We start from the raw sequence: 11,309 nt of genomic DNA, 5'->3' as shown, positions 1-11,309 counted from the left end.
CTCACCCGTCGGGTACGGCCCCTCACGATCCGCTGAAAATCAGGCATTGGGTACCGGGCCGGGAACCGTTAGCCTCAGAGGGTGGAATCAGTGCAGCCCCCCGCCGGTTCCCAGGTGTCCCGCGTACCGGCGCAACGGACCCCACCCGACGAGTTCGCGCCCCCACCGGTCACCCCCACCCCGCCGACCCCGCGCAACCGGGCGGGCGTCGTCGTCACCCTGGTGATCGGTCTCCTCGCGGTACTCGCGGTGGCCGGCACCGCCGCCGGATACCTCCTGTACGACCGAGCGACGGCCCCGGACCGCAGCGCCCCCGACGTCGTCGTCGACAACTATCTGCGGGCCTTTCTGGTTGACCGTGACGACACCAGAGCGAGCTTCTTCACCTGCGAATCCTCTGCCGACCTCGATGCTGTTCGTGCCTTACGGAACGAGATCGAAAGCCGGGAAGCGCAGTTTGACGTTTCAGTCGCAGTGACATGGGGTGCGTTGAAAGCTAGCGGTGGGGACGTAGGGCGTTCTGTTGTGACTAACCTGACTATTTCGAGTTCGGCTGAGGGTGTTTCACGCAGCAGCCGCCGAGAAGAATGGCAGTTCGATGTTTTTCTTGATTCTGAAGAGTGGCGAGTCTGCGCAGGACGCAAGGTGAGTTAGGCCTTCTACTCGATCCACAGAAGATGGACGGGGACTTCGAGGGTGTTCGGTGGTTGACCGCGCCAGGCCCAGCGGTACCACTCCAGTTCCGGCGTGACCCGCACGCAGATGTCCCCGTCCGTTCCGGAGTAGCTCTCGGTGACCGCCCGGAGGTCGCGGTTCTCGGTGGACCCGTCGACGTGTACGACGCGGCGGCCGACGACGGAGTCGGCCTCGAAGACCGGGGTCGGTGCGTGGTGCGTAGGGGCGTCCAGAGACACGAGTCGGATGCCGGAATCACCGAAGATGTCGGCCACCGTCGGTGCGGCGGACACCGTCTCGACCCAGACCCGCTCCACCGGTACCAGGGGTGCGAAGACCTCGATCTGCTCGGACTCGGCGCGGTACCACTCGTGTTCGGGGATCACCGGTACGTAGGTGCGACTGGACTGGACGACCCGCTCGTCGGCGCGTAGGTCGCTCCGCCAGCCGAGCCCGGGAAGTCCGATCGAGACCCGCTTGCCGCGAAGGTCGACCCGGTCGGTGGCCGGCACGACCTCGATCGACTTCGGCGTGCGCGGGGCCCAGTCCGGCTGCTCCGAAAAGGGATCGGGTACCGGACCCGTCATCGTTGCTGGCGACTCATGCCGCCCCCTTCAGTGGGGCACCTCGTTGCCGCATGAAGGGTACCGGGTCGACAGCCCCGGCACTCGACTGGTCCCGGTTGACGTGTACCTCGAAGTGCAGGTGAGGGCCGGACGAGTTGCCGCTGCTACCGACCTTGCCGATCACCTGACCGGCCCGGACGCGGTCTCGGACCCGCACGTCGGGGCGCTCGACCAGATGGCAGTAGCGGGTGATGTTGCCTCCGGAGTGGAGGATGTCCACGTACCAACCGCACCCACCCTTGTCGGGCCAGCCGTCGACGTCGCAGTCGAGTCGTCCGGCCCGGTCCGGGTCGCACCGGGAGACAAGGACGCGACCGGCGGAGGCGGACCGGATCAGGGTGCCCTTCGGGGCCGCGATGTCCACACCGTTGTGGCTCGGCCGTTGGCTGGTACGGAAACCGGAGCCGACCCCTCCGGGGACGGGAGCAGTCCAGCCAGACGCCGCCGTCACCCCCTGGGCCGCGACGTCACACACGTCCTGCTCCGCGATCCGGGCCGTGCGGGCAGCGCCACCGGCCAGTGCGTCCACGATCAGGCTCGCCGTCTCCTCGTGCTTGGCGTAGGCGTCCGGGAAAGCACTGATCTGCACTGCCTGGGCGGCGCTGGTCAGCGAACGGTTCTCCCAGTCACGTACCTCGACCAGCTTCTCGTAGAACTTGCGGGCCGAGTAGGCGGGCGTCATCCGCTGCTTGACCGAACCCCACCCCGGTCGCTGCTGGAACAGCCCCACCGAGTCGTGGTCCTGGCCGACCGCCTCGTGGGGGATCGCGAGGGACTCCGGTACCCGCGAGTTGGCGTAGTTCTTGAGGGCGGACTCCTGGATGGCGGTGGCGATGGCGATCACCCAGCCTCGGGCAGGAACCTTCATGTCCTGGCCGACCTTGATGATGACTGCCGCGTTGCGTAGCTGTGACTCGCCGTACCCGGCGGTCCTGGGCATCTTGCCGGTCACGTCCACCTGCTGGTCCGTGGTGCACGAGGAGACGCTCTCCAGCACCGGATCGGTCGAACCACCGCCGAGCTCGGTCAGGAAGAAGGCCCCGGCTCCACCGGTGCAACAGAACAGGGCGAGGGTCGCCGTCAGCGCCGCCGCCAGGGCGCCGAGCCGTAGTAGTGGGCGACGGGGCCCGGCATCCGTACGCGAGACGTCGTCGCTCATCATCGCTCCCAGTCCACGGCATCCACCAACCATCTTCCGTCCGGCGCCACGAGTTCCAACCGGAGCTGTCCCGCATCGAGCGGAACCAGCACCTCGACGAAGGTCTCGTCGCGGGGACGGAGCGTGGGCTCGCCGGTGATCTGCCCGGCTGGCACCGTCACCGGATCGGCGTCGGTCAGCTTCTCGGTCAGCGCCGAGGTCGACAGGGGACGCATGTCGGCATGCCAATCATCGGCACTGATGCCCTCCCGCCCGAGCCAAGCGGCGGTGAACCGCTTCGCCGCCTCCGTCGGGGGCAGTTCACCGGGGCTGGTGACGGGTTCTGGCGGTGCCATCGGTGAGAGGACTCCGTCGTCCCCGACTGTGGGGTCGACCGTGGTGATCGGTTGGACCGGGCGGCCGGTCAGTCCGGTCCCGGCTTCGGTCGTTCCCGTCACCACCCGTGCGGTCGCGATCACACCGAAGACCAGAACGGCGATGACCACCGCGACACCGGTCCGGGACCGTAGGACCCGGGTGGTCAGGAACTCCAGTGCTCCGCGCATCGACTCACCGTGCCTCGGAGCGTACCCGGGGGGCCGGCCGGACCGGAGTGGTCGGGGTGCGGTCGGCGGAGCCCGGCCGGTAGATCGCGAACGACGGTGCCTCCTCCGGTACGTCCGGCTCGGTCCAGGTGGAGGAGGTGCGACGGCGTGGACGGGGCGGGGCGGCGACCTTGGAGGTCGCCTGCTCCCGGTCGGGCGCCACCGACTGTTCTGGCCGTTCCCGGCCGTCGGGGCGCTCCTTGCCGGTGTCGGGTCGGGGCCGGTCCGACCGGGCGGTACCCGCGTGGACCGGGTCCTCCAGCCGAGCCTCGGGACGGAGCCTGGTCTGTTCGGCCACCACGGTCCGTCTGCTGCCCTTGACCGATTCGGTGCCGGATTCAGCCGCGTCCAGTCGGGCGGCGGTTCGCATGTCCCGGAAGAACCGTCGGTGCCAGGAGCCCGCAGGGCCGACCGCACCGTTGCCGTCCTTGCCACCCAGTTGGGTGATCCGACGGTACGGACGCAGTAGCAGCCAGCCGACCACACCACAGAGCCATACCAACACCACCTGGAGCCAGCCCGGAAGCGTGGGAGTACTCATGATCAGGTCTACCGCGAAGAGGTAGATCGCGGCTCCGGTGCCGAAGATGGCGATGTTGAAGACCGCCGCGACGACGGCGTTGCCCAGGCGGCGTAGTCCGGCACTGGCCGGCCGGAGCAGACCGAGGGTGCCGAGGATGGGAGCGGCGATCACCGCCCACCGGAAGATCAGGAAGCCGAGCAGCACGAGCAGCGACGCAGTGAGGTCGAACATCGCGAAGAGCAGGGCGGCGAGGACCGCGATGAAACCGGCACCGACGCGGTCCATGTCCCGGGTGCCCTGGAGGTACTCGTAGGCCTCCGGGTCCTCGGTCTTGATCTGTTGTGCCACCGTCATCCACTGACGCTGCTTGGCCTTGATGGTCGCTTCACGCGTCAGTGGGTTCTCGCGGAGCTTCTCGGCCTCCTCCCAGGTCAGCGACTTCGCGTCGTACAGGGCGCGGCCGTACTTCTTCGCGGTCTCGCTGTCTGCCGAGCCGAGCACGCCCCGAAGCCAGTTGCGGTACAGCATTGATTCGGCGGCGGTGTCACTGGCGCGTACTGCTGGAGGACGGTTGTCTTTGCATGCCTCTGGATTTGGATCATCACACTGATCCGGTGGCGTATCACGGGCGGCCGGACCGACGGCGTCGTGGACCACCCCGAGGGTGGTCACCAGGGTGCCGTCGGCGATGTTGGCGGACTTCACCGGCCAGGCGGCCAGCGCGGTCACCGCCACCATGACCAACACCGCCCAGCCGGCGGTCGTCATGGCGTTGCTCATGTCGGACTGGCGGGACCGCCAGAGCAGGTACAGACCGACGACGCAGAGCGTGACGATGCCGAAGACACTGAAGACCTTCTGGTACACGGCCTTTGTCGCCTGGTCGACGAGGGGATCGGCCCACCCCCACATCGACCCGGGATCCCAGGCGCGTTCCCGGAGCGCGTTCGAGGCACCGACGATCGCCGTCGCCACCATGAACTCGCCGTTGGCGACCGTGTTGGTGAACTTGTAGTCCGGGTGCAGGACGGCGGTGGCGCAGCCGGTGTCGATGTCGTACGTGGTGTAGCTGTAACCCGCGTAGCCGTACTCGCTGTAGAAGCCTCTTGGCCCGGGCTCCTTCGCCGAGTCGGGGCGGGCGGCGAACCAGCCCGCGAGTCCGGAGTCCGGCGCGGCGGGGGTGGGCGGACGTCGGCAGGTCACCTCCGACTCGGCCACCTGCTGGAGCTTCGCCACACAGGCCCGGAAGTCGGCCTGCCATTCCTGGGTGGAACAGAGGTCGGCGGGGGCCTGTTGGCTGGGAAGCGGTGCCCCGTACGCCGGGGCGGCTCCGGCCAACGGCCACGAGATCGTCGCCCCGGCGAGTACGCCGAGCGTGAGGAGGAGCGCCGCGATCCGTGCCCGGGCCCTCACCATGTCACGCCTCCAGGTCTGACAGGCTGGTCGGTAGGGTTCCGACGGTCGGGGTGACCGCCGTGGGCGTGGTGTCGAGGTGCTCCAGGAGGCCCTCGACGTACGAGACGTCCACCCGGACCTTCTGCACCCGACCGTCGACGTCGCGCATCACGAACTCGCGGAACCCGAGGCGGGTGGCCGAGGTGGCGTCGGCGGTCGACAGGGAGGCCAATGTCGCCTCGTAGCCGTCGTTGACGGGCACCCGGAGCAGGCGTAACGCCTCGGTGGCGATCTCGGCGTCCTCGGCGATCCGGCCGACGAACACGGTGGAGACCAGGTTCTGTACGTCGAGGCTGAGGATGTCTCGGGGATTCTGGGAGGCGACCAGGGCCGACAGGTTCCACTTGCGGGAGTCGCGGGCCAACCGGACCAGGAAGGACCGTCCGGAGCGCCAGCCCTCCATGAAGTGGGCCTCGTCGAGGCCGACGAGTTTGCGTGAGGACATCGAGCCGCCGTAGCAACGGCGGACGGCCAGCCGGTGTGCGGTGTGCAGCATGGGCAGGGCCAGCGCCTCCTCGGCCGACCAGTACTCGCGTTCGATCTTGAGGTCGGGGAGTCGGAGGCCGGCCATGGTGATGACGGTGAGGGCGGCGTCCGGGCCGAGCAGCCCCTCCGGCGGTCGCCCGAAGAAGAGCATCGCGAGGGGCATCTCGGCGGTGTCGAGCAGGAGGTTGGCCAGTTCCCGTCCGGCGTCGTCGTCGATCTGACCGAGGCAGCTCACCACGTCGTCGAGGGTGGAGGTCTCCTCCGCCGGCACCTGGCGGGCGGCGTGCCGGAACAGCGTGGCGGTGGACGCCTCGCGGGCCACCTGGGGCGGTACCAGCATCATGCAGATGTCCTGGACCAGCATCCGGCGCTCGGCCCGGGCGTTGGAGACGGCGATCTCGTACTCGCGGTCTCCGCCGGGCCCGGCCGCGAACTCGGTGCGCAGTGGGGTCGGGATGAGCGAGTACGGGGCGAGGGTGCCGTGTTCGGAGCCGGTGAGGTTCAGCACCCGGGAGTACGGTCGCAGCTCGGGCATCGAGCAGAGCCTGGCCAGGGGGCCGGACGGGTCGAGCAGGGTGACCTGGACTCCTCGGCGGGCGGCCAGGTAGCCGAGCGCACCGAGCAGGGTCGACTTACCGCCACCCGGCTCGGCGACGAAGACGGCCAGCCCGGATCGTTCCCGTACCTCCATCGGAAAGTGCAGGTCGAGGAAGACGGGGCGGCGGCAGGTGCCGGCGGTACGGCCGATGAGGTCGCCCCGGCGGTCGCCGACGGTGCTGGCGGCCTGTGGCAGGGCGGCGGCGAGCAGGTTGACCGGCATCCGGCGGACGTACCCGGTGTTCGCGATGGGTTCGCCAGGGATGAACTCCCGGGCCAGCCAGTCCTGGTTCTTGGGGTGCTGCAGGGAGATCCGCAGTTCGCGGGAGTAGAGCTGGATGAGTCGGCGGGCCCGTTCCAGGCACTCCTCCCGGGTCCGCCCACCGACGGCGATCCGGTGCCAGCCGTGGGCCCGGGCCGAGTCGACGGGTAGCCCGGTGGTCATCTCGTCGCCGATCACCAGTGCCCGTTTCGCCAGTCGTTCCAGCTCCGGCGGGGCGTCGATGCCGTGCTCGGCGTAGTCGAGCTGCTGCGAACGGATCATCCGCAGCCGGTGTTCGAGGTTGCGGAAGGAGTCGCTGGAGCCGAGGATGTCGACCCGGGTGGAGATCTCCATGGGCCAGGGCAGGCGCTCGTGGAAGTGCAGCCACGGCTCGTGCCGCTCGGGGATCTCCAGGGGTTCCATCCGTCCGACGGCGAGCACCGCCACGTGCCGTTCCTCGCCGGTCATCCGGTTGACCAGCTTGACGGTGGTGCCGTACGGGGTGCGGTAGCGCTCGACCTGCTCGGTGAGGGCGAGGAGGTCGCCGCGTTCCCATCGGCCGTCGGTGACCGGGGAGAGGACGCCCGGCGGGGCCATGCACAGCGCCACCGACCGGTAGAGCAGCCACTCCAGTTCCTGGGCGGTGACCCGTCGGCCGCGCATGCCGAACGCGCCGAGGACCTCGTCGAACTGTTCGACGGTCCGGCCGAGTCGACGGCGTTCCCCTTCGGCCACTCCCCGGCCGAACATGCTGAGCATCCGTTCGGCGAGGGAGTCGCCGAGGGACCGGCGGGCGAAGGTGACACCGAGGTACGTCTGCCCCTCGGCGTGGTTGACGGAGAGCAGGTGACGTTGGGCGGCCACCAGGTGGTCGGCCCAGCCGGGGGTGCCCGCCACGTCGGGCAGGGGCGCCGTGGTGTGGGTGTCGATGGTGCGCGCCCACTCGTCGGCCGGGAAGGGCCGGGTGGTGCGGCGCAGGTGCAGCCGGAAACCGGCCAGTCCGGCGTACTGCTCGGAGATCGCGGAGAGCAGCGCCTCCCGCTCGGCGTCGGGGCGGAAGGCCCATCGCACCTCGGGTAGCCAGTACCAGGCGGTGACGGTGTTCGGGGTGAAGGTGAGGTGTCCGGCGATCTCGGTGATGGCGAGTTCGGCGGCGGGATCCCGGTCGCCGAACTTGATCTTCGGCGGGTTGATCCGACGGGGCTTGATCGGACGGTCGGACCGGTCCTTCGGGTCCGACCTGCGGCCGGTCGAGCGCTGCCGTGGCGGCGTCACCTCCCGGGTCGCGGGAGGTGATGACGGTGCGGGCGTCTCCGGTGCCGTCGGCACCTGTGGTGCGGGGGGCGGCGGCAGTGCGGAGGCAGCCGTCCGGGGGCCGGTGGGGGCCGTCCGGGGGCCGGCGGGGGGAGTCGGGGCAGTCCGGTCGATGGCGGGCTCGGCGTCGGCGGTCCGCCCGGCGTCGACCGGTGCCCGGCCGTCGAGGGTCTCCGGCCCGGCCGACGGACGGGGGGCGGGGAGACGGCCGGCGGCCTGCTGCGGCACCCGGGGCGCGGGGGGCTCGGAGGTGCGGGTGGTCTCGACCGGTGGCGGGGGTTCGACAGCGGGTCGGCTGGTCGCCGTCGGCGCCGGGGGTTCGACCGGGGCGGGGGCGGTCGGCTGGTGCGGGATGGTGCGGGGGTGCTCCCGGTCGACGACGCGTCCGGGGCCGGCGATGGCCGGACGGACCATCCGGGGGCGGGTGCCGCCGAAGAGGTCGAGGAAGGGGGAGTCGATGTCGGCGTCGATCGGGGTGGCCGGTTCCGCCGGCGGCCTGGGGCGGGCCGGTACCGGGCGGGGGGCCTGGAAGACGCCGACACCGCCCTGACCGGGGCTGGTCGCCAGCGCCGGGTCCAGGGTGGACTCGTCCCCGTCGTCGGCTTGTGGGTAGTCGAACGAACGCGCACGGTTACCGGGTGGTGCGGCGCGGTGTCCGGCCGGGTAGCCCGGCGTGGAGGGGCGGTTCATTCGGCTGCCTCACCCGCTTCGCTCAGCCCCCGCGACGGCGTACGCCCGGTCATGCCAGCTCCTCCCGGATCCTGATCCTGCTGCCGACCAGGCGCGGATCACGCTGTTCGGTCGCCGGCTCCCGCGTACGTCGCCAGTCGGTCAGCGCGGTGCGGATCACCATTCGCGCCGGCCGGTCCGGATCGACGTACCGGAAGATGAACGAGGTGGTCACGATCGCGAGCGCGATCTCCCAGGCGGGGAAGAGCTCGACGTTGAACGTGAACAGCCAGTGGATGAACATGTAGAGGGGCACGAGCAGGATGAACAGGCCGTACTGGGCGTACGGCAGGTGAACGGGCAGCGTGTAGCCGGGCGGCCCGAGGTAGACCAGGCGGGCCCGGTAGATGTCGTCGTCGGTGCGCAGCCGCATGTCGTGCCCGCGCCTATTCGAAGATCAGGTTGATGATGTAGTCGCCGACGAAGAAGAGCGTGGCGGCCCCGGCGATGAACGCCAGCCCGACGATCGCGATGGCGGAGCTGGTCAGCACCTTGGAGATCTCACCCCGGCTGGCTCGGCCGATGAAGATGACACCGAGCACGGCGAGCAGGATGGGTGCGATCTTGCTGGCGAAGAAACTGACGACACCCTCGGTGTTGATGCCCTTGGGCGCCGGCTCTGCGGCGAGTGGGGTCGACGCGAGGGTGTGGAGCGTCTGGGCGACGCCGGATGACGCCGTCTCCAGGAGCTGGATGGCGATCACTGGAACCTCCCCATATCGCGGCCGGCGTGCCGCGGCGGTGCGGTGGTCGTGCCGGGCGGGAAACTCTGGTCGCTGCAGGACAGCGTCGTCAACCCTGGGTTGACGGTCCACCACGGAAAGTGGCGGACTTTGGGCGGTTTGCTCCCGCTTCGGCCCTCCCTCCGGGTCTCGCCGTCTCGCTGCTGGGCAATTCCAAAGCGTACGGCCCGCCCTCCTTTGCGACAAGCCGCGAAGAGTCGACCCGATCGGGCCCGGATGGCCGATCGCACTGTTGTGCCAATCGGCATGTCAGCGGTGGTCCTCGGGCGGGCACCCGGGCTCGCCGAAGCCCGCCGTGTCGACCGGTACGGTCGAGTCGTGACCGATCTGGTACAGGTTCAACCCCCGGTGGTGATGGGTGTCCTCAACGTCACTCCCGACTCCTTCTCCGACGGTGGCCGATACGCCGATCTCGACGCGGCCGTCGCACACGGGGTGCGACTGCGTGACGAGGGGGCGGCGCTGGTCGACGTGGGTGGCGAGTCCACCCGGCCCGGTGCGGAGCGGGTGGACGCGCGGACCGAACTGGCCCGGGTGCTGCCCGTGGTCCGGGCGCTGACCTCCGCCGGAGTGTCGGTGAGCATCGACACCACCCGGGCCCGGGTGGCCGAGGCTGCGCTCGCCGCCGGCGCGGACGTGGTCAACGACGTCTCCGGTGGACTGGCCGACCCGGACATGGCCCGGGTGGTCCGCGACGCCGGCTGCCCGTGGGTGTTGATGCACTGGCGGGGGCACTCCCGGGGGATGCGGGACCTGGCCGGGTACGCCGACGTGGTCGCCGACGTCCGGGCGGAGTTGTCGCAGCGTGTCGAGGAGGCCCTGCGGGCCGGGGTGGCAGCGGACCGGATCGTGCTCGACCCCGGACTCGGCTTCGCCAAGACCGCCGCCCACAACTGGGCGCTCAGCGCCCGCCTGCCGGAACTGGTGGACCTGGGGTTTCCGCTGCTGTTCGCGGCGAGCCGCAAGTCCTACCTGGGTGGACTGCTCGCCGCCCCCGACGGCACCCCCCGCCCGACGGACGGCCGGGCTGCGGCGACCATCGCGACGAGTGTCCTCGCGGTGGCCGCCGGTGCCTGGGGCGTACGCGTGCACGACGTCCGCGGCATCGTCGACGCCCTGGCCGTCTGGGCCGCCACCGGCCGCCCCCGCCTGGTCGTCGACCCGTCCCGCGGGTCCGACCCCCTAGGGTGATCTGGTGACGGAGACCGACATGATCACCCTGACCGGGCTGCGCGCCCACGGTCGACACGGGGTGTACGACTTCGAGCGGCTCCAGGGGCAGGACTTCGTCGTGGACGCGACCCTGCGACTGGACCTCTCCGGGGCGGCCCGCAGTGACGAGGTGACCGACACCGTCCACTACGGGGAGTTGGCCGACCGGCTGGTCGCCGTGGTCACCGGCGAACCTGTCAACCTGATCGAGACGCTCGCCGATCGGCTGCTCGACGTCTGCCTGGCCGACCCGAGGGTGATCACCGCCACGATCACTGTGCACAAACCACAGGCCCCGGTGCCGCACACCTTCACCGACGTGGCCGTCACCCTGACCCGGGGTCGTCCGGCGGCGGGTCGGAGCCGACCGGGCGACGGGGAGGGACGGTGACCCGGGCACTGCTGTCGCTGGGCAGCAACCTCGGTGACCGGCTCGGCCACCTACGGAGCGCGGTGGCCTCCCTCGGTGACTCCGTACTCCTGGTGTCGGGGGTCTACGAGACCCCGCCGTGGGGTGACGAGGACCAGCCGGCGTACCTCAACGCGGTGGTCCTGGCGGCCGACCCGGCCGCCGCCCCCGCCGACTGGCTGGAGCGGGCGCGACGGGCCGAGGCGCAGGCCGGACGAACCCGCGACCCGGCCCGCCGGTTCGGCCCACGGACCCTCGACGTCGACGTGATCACCGTCTGGGATGCCGACGACGAACCGGTGGTCAGCGACGATCCGGAGCTGACCCTGCCGCACCCCAGGGCGCATCTGCGCGCCTTCGTGCTGCGGCCGTGGATCGACGTGCAGCCGTACGGTCGGTTGCCGGGGCACGGGTGGCTGACCGATCTGCTCACCACCGGCCCGGCGGCACAGGACGCGCTTGCCGTACGTCCCCGCCCCGATCTGGCGATAGAGTCGACCGCATGATCCGAGGGAGCCGGCCGGTATGAGTACCC

Annotated in this window: 11 protein-coding genes; 4 read left to right on the top strand and 7 right to left on the bottom strand. The window is 70.4% G+C overall.

Going from position 1 to position 11,309, the window contains the following annotated elements; genetic code table 11:
• Positions 1-90 precede the first annotated feature (90 nt).
• Positions 91-654, top strand: a complete 564-nt coding sequence (locus WHN02_RS03225; RefSeq protein ID WP_434743800.1) for a hypothetical protein — start codon at positions 91-93, stop codon at positions 652-654.
• 5 nt (positions 655-659) lie between these two features.
• On the opposite strand, the gene WHN02_RS03220 is transcribed toward WHN02_RS03225, so the two are convergent.
• From WHN02_RS03220 to WHN02_RS03190, 7 genes are read right to left on the bottom strand one after another with little or no spacing between them, the layout of a single operon-like run.
• Positions 660-1,262 (bottom strand): hypothetical protein, encoded by a 603-nt coding sequence (locus tag WHN02_RS03220; protein ID WP_434741982.1) that lies wholly within the window; start codon positions 1,260-1,262, stop codon positions 660-662.
• Positions 1,263-1,275: 13 nt separating this feature from the next.
• Complete coding sequence (locus WHN02_RS03215) at positions 1,276-2,460, bottom strand: M23 family metallopeptidase (protein WP_434741981.1); 1,185 nt, start codon at positions 2,458-2,460, stop codon at positions 1,276-1,278.
• The gene (locus WHN02_RS03210; protein WP_434741980.1) at positions 2,460-3,005 is read right to left on the bottom strand and encodes a hypothetical protein; all 546 of its coding nucleotides are present in this window, start codon (positions 3,003-3,005) and stop codon (positions 2,460-2,462) included. Before WHN02_RS03210 ends, WHN02_RS03215 begins: the two co-directional genes overlap by 1 nt.
• Positions 3,006-3,009: 4 nt before the next feature.
• On the bottom strand, positions 3,010-4,983 hold the full coding sequence (locus tag WHN02_RS03205; RefSeq protein WP_434741979.1) for an MFS transporter: 1,974 nt from the start codon (positions 4,981-4,983) through the stop codon (positions 3,010-3,012).
• 1 nt (position 4,984) lies between these two features.
• On the bottom strand, positions 4,985-8,371 hold the full coding sequence (locus WHN02_RS03200) for an ATP-binding protein (RefSeq protein WP_434741978.1): 3,387 nt from the start codon (positions 8,369-8,371) through the stop codon (positions 4,985-4,987).
• 49 nt (positions 8,372-8,420) lie between these two features.
• On the bottom strand, positions 8,421-8,783 hold the full coding sequence (locus WHN02_RS03195; RefSeq protein ID WP_350898426.1) for a hypothetical protein: 363 nt from the start codon (positions 8,781-8,783) through the stop codon (positions 8,421-8,423).
• 13 nt (positions 8,784-8,796) lie between these two features.
• Complete coding sequence (locus tag WHN02_RS03190) at positions 8,797-9,114, bottom strand: hypothetical protein (RefSeq protein WP_350898425.1); 318 nt, start codon at positions 9,112-9,114, stop codon at positions 8,797-8,799.
• Between the two features lie 357 nt (positions 9,115-9,471).
• Between WHN02_RS03190 and folP the strand changes: the two genes are divergently transcribed.
• Genes folP through folK form a run of 3 tightly spaced genes read left to right on the top strand, consistent with a single transcriptional unit; the run spans position 9,472 to position 11,280 of the window.
• Positions 9,472-10,344 carry a dihydropteroate synthase gene (gene folP / locus WHN02_RS03185; RefSeq protein WP_434741977.1) on the top strand — a complete coding sequence of 291 codons (873 nt, stop codon included), beginning with the start codon at positions 9,472-9,474 and terminating at the stop codon, positions 10,342-10,344.
• Between the two features lie 19 nt (positions 10,345-10,363).
• Positions 10,364-10,756 (top strand): dihydroneopterin aldolase, encoded by a 393-nt coding sequence (gene folB, locus WHN02_RS03180; RefSeq protein WP_434743799.1) that lies wholly within the window; start codon positions 10,364-10,366, stop codon positions 10,754-10,756.
• On the top strand, positions 10,753-11,280 hold the full coding sequence (gene folK / locus WHN02_RS03175) for a 2-amino-4-hydroxy-6-hydroxymethyldihydropteridine diphosphokinase (protein ID WP_434741976.1): 528 nt from the start codon (positions 10,753-10,755) through the stop codon (positions 11,278-11,280). The genes folB and folK overlap by 4 nt, the downstream gene beginning before the upstream one ends.
• Positions 11,281-11,309 lie beyond the last annotated feature (29 nt).

Source organism: Micromonospora sp. SH-82, assembly GCF_051132485.1.
GTDB lineage: Bacteria > Actinomycetota > Actinomycetes > Mycobacteriales > Micromonosporaceae > Micromonospora.
This window is presented reverse-complemented; position numbering and strand designations above follow the sequence as displayed.

Bases quoted from the DNA above. Each gene is read 5' to 3' on its own strand.
- WHN02_RS03220 (WP_434741982.1), bottom strand. From the start codon at position 1,262: ATGACGGGTCCGGTACCCGATCCCTTTTCGGAGCAGCCGGACTGGGCC.
- WHN02_RS03205 (WP_434741979.1), bottom strand. From the start codon at position 4,983: ATGGTGAGGGCCCGGGCACGGATCGCGGCGCTCCTCCTCACGCTCGGC.
- WHN02_RS03210 (WP_434741980.1), bottom strand. From the start codon at position 3,005: ATGCGCGGAGCACTGGAGTTCCTGACCACCCGGGTCCTACGGTCCCGG.
- WHN02_RS03200 (WP_434741978.1), bottom strand. From the start codon at position 8,371: ATGAACCGCCCCTCCACGCCGGGCTACCCGGCCGGACACCGCGCCGCA.
- WHN02_RS03195 (WP_350898426.1), bottom strand. From the start codon at position 8,783: ATGCGGCTGCGCACCGACGACGACATCTACCGGGCCCGCCTGGTCTAC.
- WHN02_RS03215 (WP_434741981.1), bottom strand. From the start codon at position 2,460: ATGAGCGACGACGTCTCGCGTACGGATGCCGGGCCCCGTCGCCCACTA.
- folB (WP_434743799.1), top strand. From the start codon at position 10,364: ATGATCACCCTGACCGGGCTGCGCGCCCACGGTCGACACGGGGTGTAC.